This is a genomic window from Fibrella aquatica, from assembly GCF_041321135.1.
In the GTDB taxonomy this organism is placed as follows: Bacteria; Bacteroidota; Bacteroidia; order Cytophagales; family Spirosomataceae; genus Fibrella; species Fibrella aquatica.
Window position 1 is genome coordinate 71,601 of record NZ_JBGGWF010000017.1, and the last position, 20,473, is coordinate 92,073.

Consider the following 20,473-nt stretch of genomic DNA (forward strand, 5'->3'; position numbering starts at 1 on the left):
GATGGCTCCTGAGTCAACTTCAATGACTTCTGAATCAGCGAACTAATCATCGCTAACCGCTTACAGAAAGCCCCTCGCAACCGAGGGACTTTTTGCGTTTATAGGGGCATACCCAAAGCTATATCCGCTCACGGCGTCACCTGTGATCAACAAAAAAACCGAGGCGTTGAAGCCCCGGCTCTTTATATTGATCAGAAGCCTATTAGTGCTTCACAACTTTAGACTGGTTTTGTCCGCCGCCAGAAATCATATCGGCTAGTATGCGACCTGTCTCATTCAGGTACGTATCCTTCTTTTTCTTTGCCTTTACTACCTCAGGCGTATCTGTGGGCGAAGGCTTTTCCAGATTAGCCACTTTCTTCTCGGCTTCTTCTTTCTCTTTCTTCCGCTTAGCTTCCTGCAAAGACACTGTTGTGTTCTCTTTTGCCTTTTTGAATTCGTTCACGGCCTGCGCTTCCCGTTTCAGATCTGCATCAGTTTTCAGACGTTGCTCATACTTATCACGTAACTGCATAGTCAGTTTATCGTTGATGAAACTCGTTGCTTCGAAGCGAGCTGAAGCGATCTGATCCCAGGGCAAAGCGCTTGGCTGCGAACTTTCGCCAAAATCTTCGGCCGAATAACGCGACGGAAACTGAATGTCGGGGGTTACGCCCTTGTGCTGCGTGCTGCTACCATTAATACGGTAGAATTTCTGCGTGGTCATTTTCACCTGACCAACTTTATCCTGCTCTTTAGGCAACATACTGTTCAAGTCAATGAGTTGTTGCACGGTGCCTTTACCAAAAGTCTGTCCACCTACAACAATTCCCCGGCGATAATCCTGAATAGCAGCCGCAAATATTTCGGAAGCCGAAGCACTGAATCGGTCAACCAGCACCGCCAACGGACCATCGTAAGCAACTGAAGGATCATTATCGGCCATCACTTCGGTTTCACCACCCGAATCACGTACCTGCACAACCGGCCCTTTCTGAATAAACAGGCCAGTCAGGTTAATGGCTTCGATCAGCGATCCGCCGCCATTGCCCCGTAAATCGAGAACGATACCGTCGACTTTCTCCATTTTGAGCGAATCGATCAGGTTTTTCACATCGACAGTTGTACTTGCCATATCGGATTCACGACGGCGGGCAGCATCAAAATCACGGTAGAAGATTGGCAGAACAACAACACCAAATTTGTAATTGCGTCCATCTTCTGTAATCTCAATCACTTCTTTATGGGCACGTCCCTCTTCCAGCTTGATCTTCTCACGAACAATTCGAATCTCTTTGGGTACGTCAGTAGCCAGTGCTGAAGGCGATTTTACCTGGAGCCGGACTACGGTGCCTTTAGGGCCTTTTATCAACTTCACGGCGTCGTCTACCTGCATGCCTACCACACTCACCATAGCGCCGGTTTCACCTTGTGCCACACTGATAATCTTGTCGCCAGCGGTGAATTGCTTGCTGCGGAAAGCGGGGCCGCCTGGTACCAGATCGGTGATTTTGATGTACTCACCATCTTCTTGTAAACGAGCACCAATACCTTCCAGCGATTGGCTCATTTCTTCTGTAAACCGGTCGGCAGTTCGGGGAGCTAGGTAATTGGTATGCGGATCGAGCGTTTCGCCAAAGGCATTCATGTACCACTGAAACACATCTTCGCTTCTGATGCGGCTCATGCTTTTGCCCAGATTCTTGTAGCGGCTATTCATCAGTGTGGCTACTGAGGTATCTGCTTTGCCAGCCAACTTCAGTTCTAGGGCCTGATTCTTCAGCATTTTGCGCCACAGATCATTTTGCTCTTCAGGCGTTTTAGGCCACTGAGCCTTTTCCCGATCTACGTTATATGTTTCGTCGGCCGTAAATGAGAACGGTTTGCTCAGTGTTTGGTTGACAAAAGCTGTGCGTTCGTTGAATCGCTTCCGGAACACATTGTACATATCGAACGCAGCCGTTAGATCACCATTCACCAGCGCGTCATCGATCTGGTTCTTGTATTTCTCAAACGAAGTGACATCCGAAGCCAAGAAATAAACCTTACTAGGGTCCATTTCTTTCAGGTAATTCGACCATACAACCGCTGATAAAGAATCGCTTAGCCGAACTTTCCGGTAATGATAACGTGTCAGCAATTGAGTAACAGCCTGCTCCACACGCTCCTGTGTGACAGTTGGCTTCAGGTCATCGCCAGATGGAGTCCAAACGGTTGACTGCTGCCCACTGGAAGCCGAAGCCGTACGAGATTCTGGCTGAAGACTTAGCATCAGCACAGGAACCAGTGTAATCAGGTATTTTCTCATTGGCAGAATAAGCGAATTAGTAGACGAGAAGACAAGTAACTATCTGGCTATATACTGACAAGCCAGACATTCGCTCATTCACTCAATCACTAACCCACTAATTAGTTTTTTACAATGTCTAACAACTCAATATCAAAGACAAGCGTTGAGCCAGGGCCGATGTCGGCACCTGCACCCCGATCACCGTAGGCGATGTCTGATGGAATAAACACTTTCCATTTCGACCCTACGGGCATTAACTGTAGCACTTCTGTCCAACCTTTGATTACTTCTGTAACCCCAAATTCGGCTGGTTGTCCGCGCTCAACTGAACTGTCAAAAACTTTACCATCTATTAATTTACCGGTGTAATGTACTTTCACCCGATCAGTAGCTACCGGCTTGGCACCCGCTCCTTCTTTCTCAACTACATACTGTAAACCGCTAGCTGTGGTTTGCACACCCGGCTTCGACTTGTTCTCTGCTAGAAACGCCGCACCGATCTTTTTGTTACCTTCTGCAGCTTTACCAGCTTCCGCATTTTTGGCCGCGTACTGTTTCTGCATGTAATTCATCATGATCTGCTGCATCTGCGGCTCAGCCAGCAACAAGGTCTGACCCTTCAGCGCATTCTCGAGGCCTTTGGCCAAAACCGCTGTATTCACAGCGGTCATGCCCTGCTGTTTCAGACTCTGAGCGATGCTGTAACCAACACTGTAGCTTAACGAATCCTGACTATTAGCCAGCATTGTGTTTTTTGTAGCTACTGCTGGCTTGGCCTTAACGGGTGTTTTAGCTGACTTAACGGATGCGACAGGTTTTTTAACTTGGGCAATAACGTGATTAGAAACAAACAAGGTTGACAAGAGGCCAACGGCAACTAAACGGGAAACAGACATGAGGAAGAAAGTATGTGGTTAACGTACCAACGGTTTGGTAATGAGAAAACGTGATTTTAGCCCTAAAAAGTTTTGTATTTCGAGTTATATCCTGCCTAAAATAACAAGTAGACGGCCAATTGTCCAAACAAGATGCGGCTGATTACCTGATTATTAACAAACAACAAAAAAGCCCGCGCTCTTCAGCACGGGCTTCCTTAAAATATCTTAAAAAGGTTATTTCACCTCTTCGTAGTCAACATATTCGCCGCCATTCATGGGTGAACCACCTTTCCGCGTTGAACTCGATGCTACCCGCGTTTCGCCTTCCCGAACCGGTTGGGTACGTTCAGTAGCGCGGCGCTGCTCTTTCACCAGTTGACGGCCAACCAGCAGGTAGAACATGAATCGACGTACCGGTGGTACAAACATGATGAGCAACGCAAAAACGAGCAGGACTTTTAAGAGCATAACCAACGTTGGTTTAACAGGGCATTTTCAATGGGTATAACGCCGCCCTGCCTGGTTTAGTTTATCGACCATATAAGGCCTTGCCAGCCGCTTCATACTTGTCGCCGGCTATCCAGAATGGCCGGGTGGCCCGGTTGGCAATAAGCCGTGCCGCCAACGCATAAGACTGACAGAACTTCAGCAGGTAATCGTAATCGATCGTTTCAGGATTATCGGACACCTGGTGATAATTTTTCATCAACTCTTCATCAAACGCCTTAAATCCTTCCGATAACGTAGGTGCCGGAACGCCTTTGGCTGCGAAACTGACATTGTCTGACCGGTCGAACAAGCCTTGCTCGGGCGCGGGCTCAGCAAACACAGACAAGCCGAATGTAGCAGCGGCCTGTTCTATTTCTGCTTTGGCTCCTGTACGCTCAAGACCAATAACCGAAATCAGACTGGTATCATTATAACCCGCCCCATCGATATTGAAATTAAAAATCGTTTGCTTTAGCGGAATCAGCGGGTGCTCAGCATAATAGCGACTGCCCAGCAAACCTACCTCTTCACCGGTCAGTGCCACAATGATCACTGACCGTTTGGGCGGTTGTGCCATTAGGGTTTTGGCAGCGGCAATGAGCCCAACGGTGCCCATGCCATTATCGCGTGCCCCATTATAAATCGTATCGGCTGCCGTCACCGACCCCGTTCCGGCCTTGGCGGTACCAATGTGATCGTAATGAGCAGTTAGCAGAATATATTCAGCTTTAAGGGTTGGGTCGGTTCCTTCTACTATGCCAGCCACATTTACCGTCATTACAGGTTGGGCGGCCCGCCCTGACGTATAAACGGTTACGGCTTTGTTGTCTTTCAAACCGGCGAGTTGCCCCTTACCGTTGTCGGCCCAAATGTGTGGCATCGGTGACTGACCGGCCGATTCTGCAGTGGGTACGCTGATTTGTTCACTGTTGAAATACCGGTTCGCAAACGCCCATGGTGTGGCGGGCGAGGCGAACAATTCTATGATGCCCAACGCACCCCGTTCAGCGGCCATTTTCCGCTTGACGGTCATAGCCCCAATCAGGTCACGCGGCGATTTTGCCTCGGCAGAACCAACCTGCGTAATCACAAACTTGCCCTGTACGTTTTTTCCGGCGTAGTCGTCAGCAGTAAGACCATAACCAACATACACGCTTTCGGCGGTTTGGTTAACCGCTCCGCCCGATACCACCACGAACTGCTTTCCGACTGTCAGCGAGTCGGCGCCAAACCGGATGACTCCCATGGCCGTAGCCTGGGTACGTTGCAACGTAACAGATTGGTAGTAGCTGTTATTTTCAGCAGCGGGTTTCAGCCCGATCATCCTAAACTGTTCGGCAATGTAGCGGGCAGCCACCATGTTTCCCGGCGAGCCGGTTTTCCGACCCTGTAACTCATCAGAGGCGATAAACCGCAGATGGTTTTCCAGTTCAGCACGCGTCAACTGTGCTTCGGGTTGTGCAACAGAGGCCGTTATAGAAGAAACAGCGCGTTTACCTGCCTTGGTTTGTTGCGCTAAACCGGGTGTACCGGCAGCTACAAATGCGAAAGCGGTGGCCCCCAACAGAGACCACCGGCTAACTAAATAAGTCATTGATGCAGAAACAAAAATTCCCATGCTACGCAACACCAGTTGGGTTACGAACAGGGGAATTTGGGTGAAAAGAAGAATAGGATAAGATAGACTCAACTGTTGAAGAGCGTGGAGCCCGTTCAATTTTGTCCATCAGTGCCCGGAGTTCGAGCGTATCGAGGAAAAAGCCCATTAATTCGGGCTCTGTCATCAGTGCCTCTTCAATAAGAAGATTTTCTTCCTCAGAAGTTTCTTCGTAGACGTACCGGATGACGTCATCTTGGGTAAACGTTTTTGTCATAGCTTACAGGACGTTTGCTTAACTGCTTGCGCAGGTTTATAAGTGCATAACGCATACGTCCCAAAGCGGTGTTAATGCTGACTCCGGTTGCATCGGCGATCTCCTGGAAACTCATTTCCTCGTAGTGCCGCATTATCAGAACCTGTCGTTGTTGCTCCGGCAATCGCTGAATCAACTCGCGCAGGTGCTCATGAGTTTCACGCCGAATCTGCACCGCCTCCACTGAGTCTTCGGCAAATTCGAGTGTGTTGAACACATTGCTTCCGTCTTCAAACACTACATTGGGGTAGCGTTTATCTCGCCGGAAATAGTCGATGGCCAGATTGTGAGCAATACGGATAATCCAGGGAAGGAATTTGCCTTCTTCGTTATAACGACCCGACTTAATGGTATCGACCGCCTTGATAAAGGTGTCCTGCATTAAGTCTTCAGCTATATACTGATCTTTGACAATAAGATAGATGGTCGTATAAACCTTGTTCTTATGCCGTAAAACCAGCTTTTCGAAGGCTTTCTCACTACCACGGATGTACGACGAAATAAGCTCGCTGTCGTTAACCTGGGCTTTTTCCATTTCAGAAAGACAATTAGGTAACGTAGAGCGTTTAGTCGATAGTGTGTGTCCGTGTTAAGATTTGTGAGATGGGAGGAGAATTTCTATTCAAAGTAACAAACTCTGCCGAAAACTTACAAGAAATGGGTGTAACTTTTTGTGACTATACTTGAATGCAGCTTCAATTTAGTAAAATCCCTCCAAAACTATACCAAACTATACGTATATAGTGAGCCAAAGGATGCGTAGGCCTTCAATTTATTTGACAAAAAAACGTTGCGACGGTTTAATTGAGAGGTGTAAAGTACCTTCGTCTTCTAAAAACGCTGTTTTAATGCTAAAACCATGAAATTCGAGAAACACATCTTTGTCTGCACTAATCAGAAAGAATCACCTAAAAAATCGTGTGGTGCCGAACATGGCGCTGCCCTGCTCGACGCCTTTAAACAGGAAATTACTCAACGAGGCCTTCAAAAGCAGATACGTGCCCAGCGGGCAGGTTGTTTAGATGCCTGTGCCTTTGGCCCCGCCCTGGTTATTTATCCGGAAGGCACTTACTACGGTAATGTGCAGGTTGACGACATTGCCGAGATCGTGGAAAAACACGTTGTGGGGAATGAGGTTGTGGAGCGCCTGAAACTGGATTTCTGACTGTGAGAGCCGATGCGCCAGGTTTAAAGTCAATAGCTTACAGAAGTAATGTTTGAATGAGAACAGAAACTTTTGTCTGAACCTAAAATTCTTTAAACCTGGCCGTTAAGGCTTCGATTCTCCAACTTCCTGCTCTGCTCCCCTCGTTTATGTACAAACACCTTTTCTTCGACCTCGATCATACGCTTTGGGATTTCGATCGCAACTCATCGGAATCAATTGCCGAAATTTACACTACCTATCGGCTGGCTGAACTTGGGCTTTCGTCTCCAGATGCCTTTGCGGAAACGTTTATCTCAGTGAACCGGCAGCTATGGCGTGATTACGATCAGGACTTGATTGGTCATGAGTATATTCGCCAATATCGTTTTCCCCTCGTTTTTAAGGAACTGGGCGTCGATAACACCGATTGTTGTGCCGATCTGAACACAGAATACCTGCAGCTGTTACCCCGTAAAGCACACCTGACCGATTCGGCCAAGGAACTGCTTGAACACCTACACGGCCGCTACCGCATGCACATTATCACAAACGGTTTTGCCGAAATTCAGGCCGTTAAGATGGCTTCGTCTGAGATAGCGCACTTTTTTGAGGAAGTAATCACCACGCAATCAGCCGATGCCAAGAAGCCCAATCCGTTGATTTTCGAGTATGCACTGAAAGCCAGCGGAGCTACAGTGGCCGAGAGCCTGATGCTGGGCGATAACTACGAAGCCGATATTCTGGGCGCCAAAGCCGTTGGGCTGGATACGGTATTCTATAACCCAAAAGGCCAGCAAGTTGACGACCCGGCCACCTATGATATTCGTCACTGGCGCGACCTGATGACGATTTTGTAATCGCTATTGTAACGCATTAGCCAAAAGCACCATGCAAAAAGTCTGGGCCGGTTTGTGGCTTCTTCTTATTCCCTTTTCTCTACCTGCCCAATCGGTTGACGTTTGTGTGTATGGCGGCACGTCGGCGGGCGTGATGGCAGCGGTTTCGGCGAAAAGATTGGGGAAAACCGTACTGCTGATCGAGCCGGGAAAACATCTGGGCGGTCTTTCGGCAGGCGGACTGGGCGCGACCGACATAGGCAACAAGTTTGCCGTGACAGGATTAGCGCGCCATTTCTACCGCCGCATCGGATCACATTACGGACGGTTGGAACAGTGGACGTTTGAACCTCACGTGGCCGAAAACCTTTTTGGAACGTATCTGCGCGAAGCAAAACTTGCTCCGTTGATGGGCTACCGGCTTAGAACCGTGCAAAAAGAAGGGACCCGAATTAAAGCCCTGATTGTAGAATCATCGGCCAACCAGACCGTCATTAAAACCATTAGTGCCAAACAATTTATCGACTGTAGTTACGAAGGCGATTTAATGGCTAAAGCGGGCGTGAGTTACAGCGTAGGGCGTGAGGCCAACAGCCAATACGCCGAAACCTGGAACGGCGTTCAGTTGCTCGACAAGCACCAGTTTCCGGATGGCGTTGACCCCTATAACGTACCCGGAAAACCAGAAAGCGGCCTGATATGGGGCGTCTCGACCGAAAAACTGGCTTCCAACGGAACTGGCGACACCAAAATACAGGCGTACAACTACCGGATGTGCCTGACCGACGATCCGGCTAATCGTATTCCGATATTGCGCCCGGCGCGCTACGATTCTAGTAAATATGAATTGTTGCTACGGCAGATTCAGCAAAAGACGCCCCGCGAGCTAACCTGGAATCTGATGCACTTTGTGCCAATGCCTAATCGGAAAACCGACATCAACAACTGCGGTGGCCTCTCGACCGACATGATCGGTGCGAACTGGACGTACCCAGACGCCGATTATGCTGAGCGGGAACGTATTGTTCAGGCACACGAAGACTACACGAAAGGTTTTTTCTATTTTATTGGCCACGACCCGCACGTACCAAAGCACCTGCGCGACGAAATGCTGAAATGGGGATACCCGAAAGACGAGTATACCGATAACAACCATTTTTCGCATCAACTCTACATTCGGGAAGCGCGGCGCATGGTGGGTGAGTACGTGATGACTCAGGCCAATTGCGAAGGTAAAGCGATTGTTTCTGACGGTATCGGAATGGCCGCCTACACCATGGATTCGCACAATTGCCAGCGCCTGGTAGTCACCGACGCCAGCGGCAAAGCTGGGGTACGTAACGAGGGTGACGTGCAGGTTGGTAGGTTTCCACCTTATCCGATCAGCTACCGGGCACTGGTGCCCAAAACGGGGCAAGCCATCAATCTGCTGGTACCGGTTTGCCTCTCGGCCACTCATATTGCTTATGGGTCGATCCGCATGGAGCCGGTGTTTATGGTACTGGGCCAAACAGCGGGCGCGGCGGCGGCACAGGCTATCGACCAGAACGTACCTGTACAACGCCTCGATGTGACCCGTTTGCAACAAACCCTACGCCAGAATCCACTCCTCGATGGCAGCCGCCCCGAACTGCTGATTGACAACGACGATAGCGTGCGGGTAAACCAAGAAGGCAAGTGGGATTTACTCGCCAAAGGCAGTCAGTATGGAAAAACAGCGTTGCTCAGTGCAGACGATAAGGCCGCAGTAACCTTCAAGGCAACGACGATTAAACCGGGGCGCTACCAGCTTTTCGTGTACAATCCAACGCGCCGGGGCGGTGGCGGCAACCCTGACGAGGTGGCTTTCCAGGGCGACAAATCGGCTCGTGTAACGGTTCGCGTGTTCGATGGCAACACCAACAAGTCACTAACTATTAACCAACAAAAACAGAACAACGACTGGATCAGTCTGGGTACGTATCTGTTTGCGAAAGGCAAAACTCCGTCTGTTACGTTTGTCGCCTCCGGTTCAGCCGAGCCGGTACTAGCTGACGCCGTGCTGTTTTTGCCTGTTAACTAAAGCCGGAAAAGCGCATGTCTGAATCAGTGTGCGGCTGATTCGCTGGACTTATCGGCCACTAATCAGCTGTTTAGACTGCACAATCTCCCATTCGATAAGATGCGTAGGCACATGTTCGCGGTCAACGATACGGTCAAACTCCCCGATCAGGTCAGAATGTAGGGTGGTTATATTCATTATTTCGCTTTCGTCGGTACTCAGGTCATTAGGATTCACCTTAGCATAGGTACTCAATTAATCACTACAGCTACCTGACATCCAAGTTATCAGATGCTAAGATTAGCCCGCTTCAGCGAACCAGCCAGTCGTAGCTAAACTGCGTGTACACAATCCGGCTGTAGTTATCCTTTTCATACAGGATTCCGATTTGACCGTCGTGCTGAACAACCAAATCGGAATAGGCTGCCGAACCCGCATAGATTTCTTTACCAGCCAACCAGCTTCTGCCATCGTCCTGACTGATGCGAACGGTCATTTTTTCGCGTTTTGTCTGGCTGTTTGCGTTACTGAACAGCAACACACCTCGCCCATTGGCTGGCTGGTAGTTAAGCATACTTCCTTCGCAAACAGGATCGGGCAAATCCTGCGCAACACGCACTGGCCCCCAGGTTGTGCCCGCATCCGATGAGTGGGTTAGCAGCCGGTTTTTTACGTCGCCCGACTGATTACGGATGTTCATCAGTACATTCCCGTCGCTGGTTTCGGCGGCTGTACTTTCGTTGCCACCCGGATAAGCGATCACACCCGAGAGTTGCCAGGTTTTACCGTGATCGTCAGAATAGAAGCCATGAGCCTGGTAGTCTCGAAACTGGGCCTGTGGAGAACCTGCCGAATGGTTGGCCGCCACAAACAGTCGGCCTTTGCGAGTTCCCCGGGTCAACTGCAGGGCATGACCCGGCGTATTGGCATAGGATCGCCAATCATCGGTGAACGTGTACTGCGGATTGGCGGTAGGCTTATTGGGTCGATTCACCTGCGTGGTGATATTGACAGGCTCTGACCAACTTTTGCCATTGTCTGTACTGGTTATGTACCACACCTCTCGTATAGCCTTTCCCGCCCGCACATCAGCTTCAGAAACGGTGCCGGTATTGTAGAGCAGAAACAGTCGACCATTGGGAAAGCGCGGGTCTGAGAGGTCGAATACAGGAGCAGGATTCCCTACCTGAAATGAGCCAAAGTCAGCAGCCCGACGCTGGGTTCCCCACGTTTTGCCGTTGTCGGTGCTGGTACGCAATACAATCTCAACGTCGCCAAAATCACCACAGTCGGTCACCCGGCCTTCGGCAAAAGCCAGCAACTCACCATTGGGCGCTTTCACAATGGCTGGAATTCGGTAACAGCGGTACCTCCCTTCCCCATTCTGAAAAACGACGATTTCTTCCGGGTCGACAGTGGGCGTTATAGCACTGGTCGATACAAACGTACCTGGACCCTGTTCGGGCACCACTATGCTGCAAGATAGTAGCCCAAAATAAAGTAAAATTGGATAGATCATAGCAGACAGGAATAACGGCAGATAGATGGTTACGGTGACAAAAAAACGTGCTTTCCGCCAACGCGATCAACTCAACCGCTTCTTAGACTTGTAGATTTGTCGCATCTAATGTAATTGGGTTTCGACAATCTCAACAAGTAAACAAACTATGCATCTTCATCAATCAACAGCCCTGGTGACGGGCGGCGCGTCGGGCCTCGGCGAAGCCACTGTTCGTGCCTTTCACGCGGCAGGAGCCAACGTCATCATAGCGGACTTGAATCAGGATCGGGGCAACTCGCTTGTTACCGAACTAGGCACCAACGTGCGGTTTGCATTAACCAATGTAGCCAGCGTTTCCGACGTTGAACAGGCTATTTCGCTGGCTACCGAGTCGTTTGGGGCCTTGCATGTCGTGGTCAACTGCGCCGGTATCGCCGAAGCTCGTAAAACAGTAGGGAAGGTAAACGGCGAGTACGGTCCTCATTCGCTCGATGCTTTTCGCAAAACGATTGAAGTAAACTTGATCGGCACCTTCAACGTCATTCGACTGGCAGCGTTTGCCATGGAACAGAACGTACCCAACGCCGATGGTGAACGTGGCGTGATCATCAACACAGCCTCAGTAGCAGCTTACGACGGGCAGATTGGTCAAGCGGCGTATTCGGCATCTAAAGGCGGAATTGTCGGCATGACGCTTCCTATTGCCCGTGATTTGTCCCGGTCAGGCATTCGGGTAATGACCATTGCGCCCGGCCTGTTCGAAACACCCCTGTTGGCAGGTTTACCCGAAGAGGCCCGCCTGTCACTGGGTCAGCAGGTACCTTTTCCGTCCCGGCTCGGTCGCCCGTCAGAGTATGGTATGCTGGCCCGTAGTATTGTTGAAAACCCCATGCTCAACGGCGAAGTAATCCGCCTCGACGGTGCCATTCGGATGGGGATGAAATAAAGAGGAAGGGGGGGGAAAGGAAGAAGTGGGAAGAAAGGGATTGCTGACGCATACGTAGTTTCTTTTGCGTCAGCAATCCCTTTCTTCCCACTCCTCCCTTTTTTCCCACTCCCCCCTCTCTTCAAACTCCTCCCATCGTTTTCACGTACTGCGATGGCGTTTGGCCGGTTACGTCGCGGAACTGGCGGTTGAAGTTTGACATCGTGCGAAAGCCGCTTTCGTAACCAATTTGCGAAATAGACAAATCGCTGTTTATGAGTAATTTACAGGCGTGCCCGATGCGTACTTCGGTTACAAAATCGACAAACGTTTTGTTGGTACGTACCTTGAAATAGCGGCAGAAAGCAGACGGTGTCAGGCCGGCAATATCGGCAACGGTGTCTAATTTGATTGCTTCATGAAAATGCGTTAGTACGTAGGTATGTACGGCCTGCATGCGCCGGTAGGCCTGCGAGGATGCACTTCCTTCGTCGGCATCAGCGGGCTTCATGGGGTTACTATAGTTGGCACTAGTGATCAATTGTGCATCTGTAGCATGAGCCAGGTCATCAAGCAGTTCCAGAAAATTCAGCACTCGCCTAAATGATGGCGGCTGCACCACCAGTTTACGCAACGCCGCCACGGTTTGTTCGTGCGTATCGCCTGTCCAGGTAAGGCCCTGCCGGGAATGATCGAGTAGTTGCCTAATCCGACTCATTTCGGGCTTATTGAAAAAATCGGGGCCGAGGCAATCTTCGGTGAAATAGACTACCAATCCGTGGGTTTGCAACCCCGAATCGGGCAGAAAATACGCCTGATCACTACGCCATAAATGGGGCAAATCGGGGCCGATCATCACCAGATCACCGGGCGAAAAAGGCCGGATAGAATCGCCGATAAAGCGGGTTCCGGTTCCCTCTTCAACCAGAAACAATTGATAGTGCGGATGGAAGTGCCAATTGGGATCGAAGTGGGGTTCGATCAGGTCTCTAACAACGAACGAACCGATACCCGAGTCAATGTCCTTACGCAAGGCAGATTTCATAGGGTAGCCTTAAGAGTGTGCATGAATTAACAGGAATACAGACGATACTTCTGTATAGTTGCAAAAATAAAGTCGATATTCGGCAAAAGTAGGCCAACAACATAAACAGAACAAGAATAGCTTTGTAGAAGTATTTCCTGAATCAGTAGTACGAACCTTATAACCACCTGCGCATGAATCGGCTTGGCATGAACCTGTTTACCTGGACGATGACCATGGATGAAGATCTATCGGATACCTTAACGTACCTGAAACGAACCGGATTCGACTTTGTAGAAATGCCCGTCGGCACCACACCGGGCGGCTCTCCTGATCTGGCAAAATGGCAGCGCCTTGGCCAACAGGCAACCGCATTGGGTCTGGCCGTTCAGACGTGCTCGTTACTTCCCCCCGAACTGACGCTGCTAAGTCCCGACGCGGCGGTGCGCAAGGCAGGCGTAACGTACCTGAAGCAAGTCGTCGATTGCTCTGCCGCCGCTGGCTCAACAATCCTGATGGGCCCTTTTTTTGCCGGTTTTAAAACGTTCTCCGGCAAACCTGCCACCGCCGACGAGTGGAACTGGTCGGTCGACAGTATGTACGCCATTGCTGAACACGCACAGCAACAGGACGTCATGCTGGCGATAGAGTCGTTGAACCGGTTTGAAACGTACCTGCTTACCTGCGCCGACGATACACTTCGGTACATCGAGGCGGTTGACCATCCTTATTGCCGCGCCGCCTTCGACACGTTCCACGCCAACATTGAAGAGAAAAACATGGCCGATGCCATTCGTACGCTGGCCCCTTATCTGGTTCACGTGCAACTCTCTGAAAATGATCGATCTACACCTGGCAAAGGACAGGTCAATTTTAGCAATGTATTGAATACGTTGGCTGAGGTCGATTACACAGGCCCGTTGGCTATCGAAGCGTTTGGTCCTAATCCGCCCGAACTGGCCGCCGCCACCCATATCTTCCGTCGCATGTTCGATTCGCCCGAACAGTTGGCAAGCGATGGGTACGCCTTCTTGAAAGAAAAGCTAAACAAGGGCGTTTCACACAATCTCGCAGCAAACGGTATCTTAGAGAAAGCAGCTATTGCGTTATAAACTGGTTATCAGCCCGTCCCTTTTTTTCATTATTTCGCTTATTATCAATGATTAACATCGCTATCGTTGGCCTCGGATTCGGGGCTGAATTTATCCCGATTTACCAACGTCATCCACTGGCCAACATGTACGCTATTTGCCAGCGTAACGTCGACAGCCTGAACAAAATCGGCGACGACTACGGAATCCAGGTACGTTACAGCAGTTACGACGAGCTACTGGCCGACCCCAACGTTGATGCCGTTCATATCAACTCACCCATTCCGAACCACGCCGAACAAAGCCTGAAAGCCCTGCGCGCCGGTAAGCACGTAGCCTGCACCGTACCCATGGCAACCACCGTGGAAGAGTGTGCTGAAATTGTGCGCGTAACCCGCGAAACGGGCAAAAAATACATGATGATGGAGACTGTGGTGTACGCCCGCGAGTTTCTGTTCGTGAAAGAGATGTACGAAAAAGGCGAGCTGGGCAAGGTACAGTTCCTGAAAGCGAGCCATCAGCAGGATATGGACGGCTGGCCCGACTACTGGCCCGGCCTGCCGCCTATGCACTACGCCACGCACTGCGTTGGCCCGGTTGCCGGTCTGCTGCGCCTCGAAGCCGACTACGTTTCCTGCTTCGGCTCGGGCACCATTCGCCCCGAACTGGCCGCGATTCACAACTCTCCCTTCGCGGTAGAGTCGGCTCATATCAAGTTCAGAAACAGTGACTTGTCCGCTTACGTATACCGGTCTTTGTTCGATGTAGCCCGGCAATATCGCGAGAGCTTTGAGGTGTATGGCGATAAAAAATCGTTCGAATGGCAGTTGATCGAAGATGAACAGCCGGTGATTCATACCGCTAAAAAGCCGGAACCCGAAATTCCCGAGAAAGTGACGGTGCCCGATTACGCTCATTTGCTGCCCGCCGAAATTCAACGCTTTACAACCAAAGGTGTGTACGATGCCGACGAAACGCAGCACTTATCATTTACGCAGGGCGGTGGACATGGTGGCTCACACCCACACATGGTACACGAATTCCTGACTGCCCTTACCGAAGACCGCGACCCATTTCCGAACGCCGCTCAATCGGCCAATTGGACAAGCGTTGGTATTCTGGCCCACGAGTCGGCCATGAAGGGTGGTGAGATCATGAAACTGCCTGACTTTAAGTAGTTAACGACAGCCGTCGATGGTGCCGTAGAAGCCTGTCGACGGCCATCGTTAAGCATGTAGTGCATAATGAACCCATTCAACTTGAAAACGATGTATAGCCCATGGCTTTCTCAATAAACCGATCGCTGCTGGTAACCGCGCTCTCAGCGCTGGTTCTGGCCAACTGCACCCGTACTCCGACGAAGGTCAGTCAGGAGATGGACGGGAAAACGATGACCAACTCGGCATCGGCACGGAAGAGTGGACCACGCCGGACCGAAATCTTGTTTCTCGGCGACAAAGGCCACCACAAACCCATGGAACGCGCCCCGCAACTGATGGCTGCATTGGGAAGCCGGGGTATCAACATCACCTATACCGACAAGTTGGAGGATTTGAACCCCGAAAACCTGTCGAAGTATGACGGTATGCTGATCTTCGCCAACTGGGACAGTATTCCAAAACCGCAGGAACGCGCTCTGCTCGACTTCGTAGCGTCGGGGCACGGCCTGATTCCGGTTCACTGCGCATCGTTCTGCTTCCGCAACTCGGCCGAATACGTCGATAAGGTGGTGGGTGGTCAGTTCTGGCGGCACCGGATGGACACGATCCAGACCCGGTTCACCCAGCCCGACAATGCAATCACGGCGGGCCTTGCCTCGTTTAAAGCCTACGACGAAACGTACCTGCACAGCCACTTACAGGCCGATAACAACGTGCTGGCGGTTCGTCCCATCAAGGCCGATCAGGCGAAAGACATTGCGGCCCAACGCCCCGGTGCTACCGAAGAGCCTTACACCTGGACACGTACCTACGGTAAAGGACGCGTTTTTTACACGGCTTACGGTCACGACGAACGTACCTGGAGTCAGCCTGCTTTCCAGCAATTATTGGAACGGGGTATTCTGTGGTCGGTAGGTGATGCCGTGAAGAAACTGCACGACGATCTGAATCCGCAGGCGTTTTCGTATAAATCGGCTAACCTGCCCAACTACGAAAAACGCCCCGGCGAGCAGATGGAGCAACTTCCGCTTTCGCCTGAAGAGTCGATGAAGCACATTCAGGTACCGGTCGATTTCACGATGAACCTGTTTGCCCACGAACCAAACGTGATGCACCCCATTGCTATGTCGTGGGATGAGCGCGGACGGTTGTATGTCTTGATTACCAAAGATTACCCGAACGAGCGTAAACCCGAAGGAGGCTCTGATTCGATCGTGATCTGCGAAGACACCGATGGCGACGGCAAAGCCGATAAGTTCACCAACTTCGCCGATGGCCTGAGCATTCCGACCGGGATGGCGTTTGCCAATGGCGGACTCGTAGTATCGCAGGCACCGCACATGCTGTTTCTGCGCGATACGAACGGCGACGACAAAGCAGACGAGAAGAAGATCCTGTTCACCGGCTTTGGTACGTTCGATACGCACGCCGGCCCAAGCAACCTGCACTACGGATTCGACAACTGGATTTGGGGTAGCGTAGGCTATTCGGGCTTCAAAGGCGTGGTGGGCAACAGCTCCGATACGCTTCAGTTCAGCCAGGGTTTCTTCCGTTTCAAACCCGACGGATCGAAACTCGAATACATGACCAATACCTCGAACAACACTTGGGGATTGGGCTTCGACGAAACAGGCAACGTGTTTGGCTCAACCGCCAACAACAGCCACGGCTGGTACATGGCTATTCCGAACCGGAATTTCAACGCCCGTCCCGGCAGCATGGCTGGTAGCCGTAGCACCGATACGCACAAAGACATGAAGCCCATTACTGAGCGGGTACGTCAGGTCGATGTATTTGGCGGATTTACGGCAGCGGCTGGTCATAACCTGTACACGGCCCGCGCATTCCCGAAAGAATACTGGAATCAGGTGGCGTTTGTCAGCGAACCAACCGGGCATATTGTTCACCAGAACCGGATGGTAAAGCAGGGTACCGACTTTTCGGATGCCGAAACCGGAGCCGGTAGCTTCAACCTGATGGCCGGAGCCGACGAGTGGTTTGCGCCAGTATTTGCCGAAGTGGGGCCCGACGGAGCCGTTTGGGTAGCCGACTGGTATAGCTACATCATTCAGCACAACCCGGTGCCACAGGGCTTCAAAAATGGAGCGGGTAACGCCTACGAAACGCCCCTGCGCGACTTCACGCATGGTCGAATCTACCGTGTTGGTTATAACAAAGCTCCGACCTATACTGCCCCCAAACTGAATCGTAATGAACCAGCCGGGCTGGTTGCCGCGCTGAAGAACGATAACCTCTTCTGGCGCATGAACGCGCAGAAGCTGTTGGTAGAACGGGGTAACAAAGACGTAGCACCTCAGCTTTGGGCCATCGTGAACGATCCTTCTGTTGACGAAATCGGCATTAACGCACCGGCCGTAAACGCCCTTTGGACCCTGCATGGATTAGGCGCTATCACACCGTCTGAACTGGAAAAGGCTCTGAAACACCCTTGCGCTGGCGTTCGCAAGACGGCCGTACAAGTGATGCCCCGTACCGATGAGGGTGCCAAGATGCTGTTGGCCCAGAAGTCGCTTAACGATGCCGAGCCACTGGTTGTGTTGAACAGCCTGCTGGCCATGAGCGAATCACCGATTAGCCCCGCTTCAGACGAGGCTGTACTGACGCGCCTACGGCAAACCGCCGGCAACGACGACCGTTGGTTACCTGAAGCGTTCGCCTGTGCGCTGAACAGCAACAATGCCCGACTGCTTCACCGCTGGCTTGGTTCGATCACCAAAGCTGGTCCGGCCAAAGAGAATGCTACAGCCAGTGCGCATGCTGGAATGGACCACAGTCAACATGGCCCAATGCCATCTATGAACGAGCAAGCCACCACACAGCCGACACCAGCCGCAAGACCACGCACAGCGGTAAACGGCGTTGATTTGATGGTGAGTAAAGTGGTGACGGAGCCCCTACGCCCCGTTGTTCGGGAGCCTGCCCGCACTACGGTTTACATAACCAACCAGGGTACAGAAGCGCTGCCGAAGGGCACAATCGTTCCGTTAACGATGCGCTTTGAAGGAAGTAATGCAGACACGTACGGCCCTAAAATTGACATTGTCAGCCGGACGTTTGATGGCGGCATTGCCCCCGGCGAAACCGTGGCTATTACGCGTACGAACAATGGTCCGTGGGTTGGTGATTTGTCGCTGATGGGTGAGAAAGCAGGTGAGTACAGCCTGGCTATCGCCATTGACAAAGACGTTACGTTTGCCGATGCCGACCGCCGCAACAACAACTACACAGCCAAGATCAGCTTCCGCGCTCCGGCTCAACTGCGCACGGTTGCTCTCGAAAGAGCCGCAAGGGCCTACGCCTCAACGGCGAAACCCGATTCGGTGGTGATGATGTTGCAGCGCGCGACAAAACTCGACAGCGATGAAGCACTTGCGCTGGTAAAAGGCTTGTCAGATGGGTATCCGTACGTGCGTCGCCCCCGGTCAGCAGAGGGTCAGCCAGCGCGTCAGGTCTTGTCTAGTGGTCAACAAACGCTGTTGGCCAGCATTGGCACAAGCCTGCCGGAAGATGCCCGCCCACGCCTGAACCGCCTGCTCGAAGCCTGGGGAATGCGTGATGCCAACGCCGACATAGACCCCAATGCGGTGGTGATTCAGATGAAAACAGTGCGCGAAGAGATGCGTTTCGACAAGAAGACATTCAGCGTACCGGCTGGCAAAACGGTCATCATCGTGTTGGAAAACCCCGACGCCATGCAGCACAATCTGGTGGTTGGTAAGCCCAAGTCGACGGAGCGGATTGGTAAACTGGCCGACGCCATGATTACAGCCAAAGACGGTGCCGAGAAGAACTACGTACCTGAGTCGTCTGATATTCTGGCTGCCACCGCGCTGGTAAATCCAAATCAAACTATTCGTCTCCGGTTCAAAGCACCTGACCAACCCGGCGAATATCCATACCTGTGCACATTCCCCGGCCACTGGCGCATCATGAACGGCGTGATGACCGTGACAGCTGCTACTCCATCCGCTACCACCGCAAAATAGCAGGTAGTTAGTACCAACAGTTATTGGCAACTTTTACTGAGCCCTGGTTATAGGTAGTTCAGTAAAGGTTGCCATTTTTTTTGCCCATTCGCTCAGATAGGCAAGACTAGATGTAGGTACAATTGTTTCATACTATGAATAGCAAACCCCTATTCAACAACGTTATGCCTTACATACAAACCAACGACTCCCGTTTCGGAGAACCAGTAAACCTCTTCGTACAGGACGTTGCAGGTTCAACATACGATACCACTTCAACGGCTACAACGTTTGCCGCCGAGACAACCCAACCAACCATCATTTTCATTCACGGCTGGCCGCTTAGCCACGAAATGTGGGAAAACCAGGTTGCCTACTTTGCTGATCGTGGTTATCGTTGTGTTGCTTATGACCGCCGTGGATTTGGTAAATCGTCGAAGCCCTGGGGTGGATACGACTATGACACCTTTGCCGATGACCTGAAAGCTGTGATCGATGAGTTGAACCTCAACAACGTTATTTTAGTAGGCTTTTCGATGGGTGGTGGCGAAGTGGCCCGTTACTTCAGCCGACACGGTGGTGCCAGCGTGAGCAAAGCCGTACTTGTCAGTGCAGTAACACCATACATGCTTCAAACTGACGACAACCCCGACGGTGTGCCACAAGACACGTTTGACTCGATGGCCGAAGACATACAGAAAGACCGGTATGCGTTTCTGGAAACATTTGCCAAGCAGTTCTACGGCGTGGGTCTGTTGAGCAACCCGGTTAGTCAGGCTCATCTAAACCATGATTTCTTGTTGGCTTCGCTGGCTTCACCAAAAGCCACACTCGATTGCGCAAAGGCATTCTCATCAACCGATTTCCGGGCCGACATGAGCACAATTACGGTGCCCACGCTGATCATTCACGGCGATGATGACAAGACGGTGCCCATCGAATCGTCGGGTGATAAATCACACGAATTGTTGCCACAGGCTGAGTACAAGATTTACGACGGCGAACCACACGGTTTGTTTGTAACGGCGAAAGATCAGCTCAATGAAGATCTGCTTTCATTCGTTCAGGCAGGAGCTTCTTCCTACCAAACCACCTCCGCTGTGACCTACTAAGCTAGGGTTGTCAACGACGGGTTGAAACAACAAAAAGGCCGATTGTAGATTCGTCTACAATCGGCCTTTTTACATGAACTCAGGTACGTTCTAAAATAACC

17 protein-coding genes are annotated in these 20,473 nt (G+C 51.3%); 8 read left to right on the top strand and 9 right to left on the bottom strand.

The genetic code is table 11. From position 1 onward, the window contains the following. Window positions 1–202: 202 nt before the first annotated feature. The 6 genes from ACAW87_RS24410 to ACAW87_RS24435 all read right to left on the bottom strand — a co-directional run bounded on the left by ACAW87_RS24410 (window position 203) and on the right by ACAW87_RS24435 (window position 6,084). On the bottom strand, window positions 203–2,287 hold the full coding sequence (locus ACAW87_RS24410) for a carboxy terminal-processing peptidase (RefSeq protein ID WP_370726277.1): 2,085 nt from the start codon (window positions 2,285–2,287) through the stop codon (window positions 203–205). Between the two features lie 101 nt (window positions 2,288–2,388). After that, complete coding sequence (gene bamJ, locus ACAW87_RS24415; RefSeq protein WP_370726278.1) at window positions 2,389–3,165, bottom strand: BamJ family beta-barrel-assembly machinery protein; 777 nt, start codon at window positions 3,163–3,165, stop codon at window positions 2,389–2,391. Between the two features lie 216 nt (window positions 3,166–3,381). After that, window positions 3,382–3,615 carry a DUF4834 domain-containing protein gene (locus ACAW87_RS24420; RefSeq protein WP_370726279.1) on the bottom strand — a complete coding sequence of 78 codons (234 nt, stop codon included), beginning with the start codon at window positions 3,613–3,615 and terminating at the stop codon, window positions 3,382–3,384. A 61-nt stretch (window positions 3,616–3,676) separates the two neighbouring features. Further along, on the bottom strand, window positions 3,677–5,230 hold the full coding sequence (locus tag ACAW87_RS24425) for a M28 family peptidase (protein ID WP_370726280.1): 1,554 nt from the start codon (window positions 5,228–5,230) through the stop codon (window positions 3,677–3,679). 25 nt (window positions 5,231–5,255) lie between these two features. After that, window positions 5,256–5,510 (bottom strand): hypothetical protein, encoded by a 255-nt coding sequence (locus ACAW87_RS24430; RefSeq protein ID WP_370726281.1) that lies wholly within the window; start codon window positions 5,508–5,510, stop codon window positions 5,256–5,258. Next, the gene (locus ACAW87_RS24435) at window positions 5,485–6,084 is read right to left on the bottom strand and encodes an RNA polymerase sigma factor (RefSeq protein ID WP_370726282.1); all 600 of its coding nucleotides are present in this window, start codon (window positions 6,082–6,084) and stop codon (window positions 5,485–5,487) included. The genes ACAW87_RS24430 and ACAW87_RS24435 overlap by 26 nt, the downstream gene beginning before the upstream one ends. 324 nt (window positions 6,085–6,408) lie before the next feature. On the opposite strand from ACAW87_RS24435, the gene ACAW87_RS24440 reads away from it, so the two are divergent. From ACAW87_RS24440 to ACAW87_RS24450, 3 genes are all read left to right on the top strand, one after another. Beyond that, complete coding sequence (locus tag ACAW87_RS24440) at window positions 6,409–6,714, top strand: (2Fe-2S) ferredoxin domain-containing protein (RefSeq protein ID WP_370726283.1); 306 nt, start codon at window positions 6,409–6,411, stop codon at window positions 6,712–6,714. 149 nt (window positions 6,715–6,863) lie between these two features. Next, window positions 6,864–7,553, top strand: a complete 690-nt coding sequence (locus ACAW87_RS24445; protein WP_370726284.1) for a YjjG family noncanonical pyrimidine nucleotidase — start codon at window positions 6,864–6,866, stop codon at window positions 7,551–7,553. 31 nt (window positions 7,554–7,584) lie between these two features. Next, window positions 7,585–9,594 carry an FAD-dependent oxidoreductase gene (locus ACAW87_RS24450; RefSeq protein WP_370726285.1) on the top strand — a complete coding sequence of 670 codons (2,010 nt, stop codon included), beginning with the start codon at window positions 7,585–7,587 and terminating at the stop codon, window positions 9,592–9,594. 48 nt (window positions 9,595–9,642) lie between these two features. On the opposite strand, the gene ACAW87_RS24455 is transcribed toward ACAW87_RS24450, so the two are convergent. Together ACAW87_RS24455 and ACAW87_RS24460 are read right to left on the bottom strand one after the other, a co-directional pair. After that, complete coding sequence (locus tag ACAW87_RS24455) at window positions 9,643–9,771, bottom strand: hypothetical protein (protein ID WP_370726286.1); 129 nt, start codon at window positions 9,769–9,771, stop codon at window positions 9,643–9,645. 112 nt (window positions 9,772–9,883) lie between these two features. Then, window positions 9,884–11,092: a sialidase family protein gene (locus ACAW87_RS24460; protein WP_370726287.1), complete on the bottom strand. Its 1,209-nt coding sequence runs from the start codon at window positions 11,090–11,092 to the stop codon at window positions 9,884–9,886. A gap of 148 nt (window positions 11,093–11,240) precedes the next feature. Here ACAW87_RS24460 and ACAW87_RS24465 point away from each other — a divergent pair, with 148 nt between their 5' ends. Beyond that, window positions 11,241–12,020, top strand: a complete 780-nt coding sequence (locus ACAW87_RS24465; RefSeq protein WP_370726288.1) for a 3-hydroxyacyl-CoA dehydrogenase — start codon at window positions 11,241–11,243, stop codon at window positions 12,018–12,020. A gap of 121 nt (window positions 12,021–12,141) precedes the next feature. On the opposite strand, the gene ACAW87_RS24470 is transcribed toward ACAW87_RS24465, so the two are convergent. After that, entirely contained in the window at window positions 12,142–13,044 is a 903-nt protein-coding gene (locus ACAW87_RS24470; RefSeq protein WP_370726289.1) for an AraC family transcriptional regulator, read from the bottom strand. Window positions 13,045–13,217: 173 nt separating this feature from the next. Here ACAW87_RS24470 and ACAW87_RS24475 point away from each other — a divergent pair, with 173 nt between their 5' ends. From ACAW87_RS24475 to ACAW87_RS24490, 4 genes are all read left to right on the top strand, one after another. Continuing rightward, window positions 13,218–14,135 carry a sugar phosphate isomerase/epimerase family protein gene (locus ACAW87_RS24475; RefSeq protein WP_370726290.1) on the top strand — a complete coding sequence of 306 codons (918 nt, stop codon included), beginning with the start codon at window positions 13,218–13,220 and terminating at the stop codon, window positions 14,133–14,135. Between the two features lie 47 nt (window positions 14,136–14,182). Beyond that, window positions 14,183–15,292, top strand: a complete 1,110-nt coding sequence (locus ACAW87_RS24480; RefSeq protein ID WP_370726291.1) for a Gfo/Idh/MocA family protein — start codon at window positions 14,183–14,185, stop codon at window positions 15,290–15,292. 101 nt (window positions 15,293–15,393) lie between these two features. Further along, on the top strand, window positions 15,394–19,281 hold the full coding sequence (locus ACAW87_RS24485; RefSeq protein WP_370726292.1) for a PVC-type heme-binding CxxCH protein: 3,888 nt from the start codon (window positions 15,394–15,396) through the stop codon (window positions 19,279–19,281). 164 nt (window positions 19,282–19,445) lie between these two features. Beyond that, window positions 19,446–20,372 carry an alpha/beta fold hydrolase gene (locus ACAW87_RS24490; protein ID WP_370726293.1) on the top strand — a complete coding sequence of 309 codons (927 nt, stop codon included), beginning with the start codon at window positions 19,446–19,448 and terminating at the stop codon, window positions 20,370–20,372. Window positions 20,373–20,473 lie beyond the last annotated feature (101 nt).

Coding starts and splice junctions, on each gene's coding strand:
- ACAW87_RS24465 (WP_370726288.1), top strand. CDS start 11,241: ATGCATCTTCATCAATCAACAGCCCTGGTGACGGGCGGCGCGTCGGGC.
- ACAW87_RS24480 (WP_370726291.1), top strand. CDS start 14,183: ATGATTAACATCGCTATCGTTGGCCTCGGATTCGGGGCTGAATTTATC.
- ACAW87_RS24470 (WP_370726289.1), bottom strand. CDS start 13,044: ATGAAATCTGCCTTGCGTAAGGACATTGACTCGGGTATCGGTTCGTTC.
- ACAW87_RS24445 (WP_370726284.1), top strand. CDS start 6,864: ATGTACAAACACCTTTTCTTCGACCTCGATCATACGCTTTGGGATTTC.
- ACAW87_RS24430 (WP_370726281.1), bottom strand. CDS start 5,510: ATGACAAAAACGTTTACCCAAGATGACGTCATCCGGTACGTCTACGAA.
- ACAW87_RS24460 (WP_370726287.1), bottom strand. CDS start 11,092: ATGATCTATCCAATTTTACTTTATTTTGGGCTACTATCTTGCAGCATA.
- ACAW87_RS24435 (WP_370726282.1), bottom strand. CDS start 6,084: ATGGAAAAAGCCCAGGTTAACGACAGCGAGCTTATTTCGTCGTACATC.
- ACAW87_RS24490 (WP_370726293.1), top strand. CDS start 19,446: ATGCCTTACATACAAACCAACGACTCCCGTTTCGGAGAACCAGTAAAC.
- ACAW87_RS24425 (WP_370726280.1), bottom strand. CDS start 5,230: ATGACTTATTTAGTTAGCCGGTGGTCTCTGTTGGGGGCCACCGCTTTC.
- ACAW87_RS24485 (WP_370726292.1), top strand. CDS start 15,394: ATGGCTTTCTCAATAAACCGATCGCTGCTGGTAACCGCGCTCTCAGCG.
- ACAW87_RS24440 (WP_370726283.1), top strand. CDS start 6,409: ATGAAATTCGAGAAACACATCTTTGTCTGCACTAATCAGAAAGAATCA.
- ACAW87_RS24455 (WP_370726286.1), bottom strand. CDS start 9,771: ATGAATATAACCACCCTACATTCTGACCTGATCGGGGAGTTTGACCGT.
- ACAW87_RS24450 (WP_370726285.1), top strand. CDS start 7,585: ATGCAAAAAGTCTGGGCCGGTTTGTGGCTTCTTCTTATTCCCTTTTCT.
- ACAW87_RS24475 (WP_370726290.1), top strand. CDS start 13,218: ATGAATCGGCTTGGCATGAACCTGTTTACCTGGACGATGACCATGGAT.
- ACAW87_RS24420 (WP_370726279.1), bottom strand. CDS start 3,615: ATGCTCTTAAAAGTCCTGCTCGTTTTTGCGTTGCTCATCATGTTTGTA.
- bamJ (WP_370726278.1), bottom strand. CDS start 3,165: ATGTCTGTTTCCCGTTTAGTTGCCGTTGGCCTCTTGTCAACCTTGTTT.
- ACAW87_RS24410 (WP_370726277.1), bottom strand. CDS start 2,287: ATGAGAAAATACCTGATTACACTGGTTCCTGTGCTGATGCTAAGTCTT.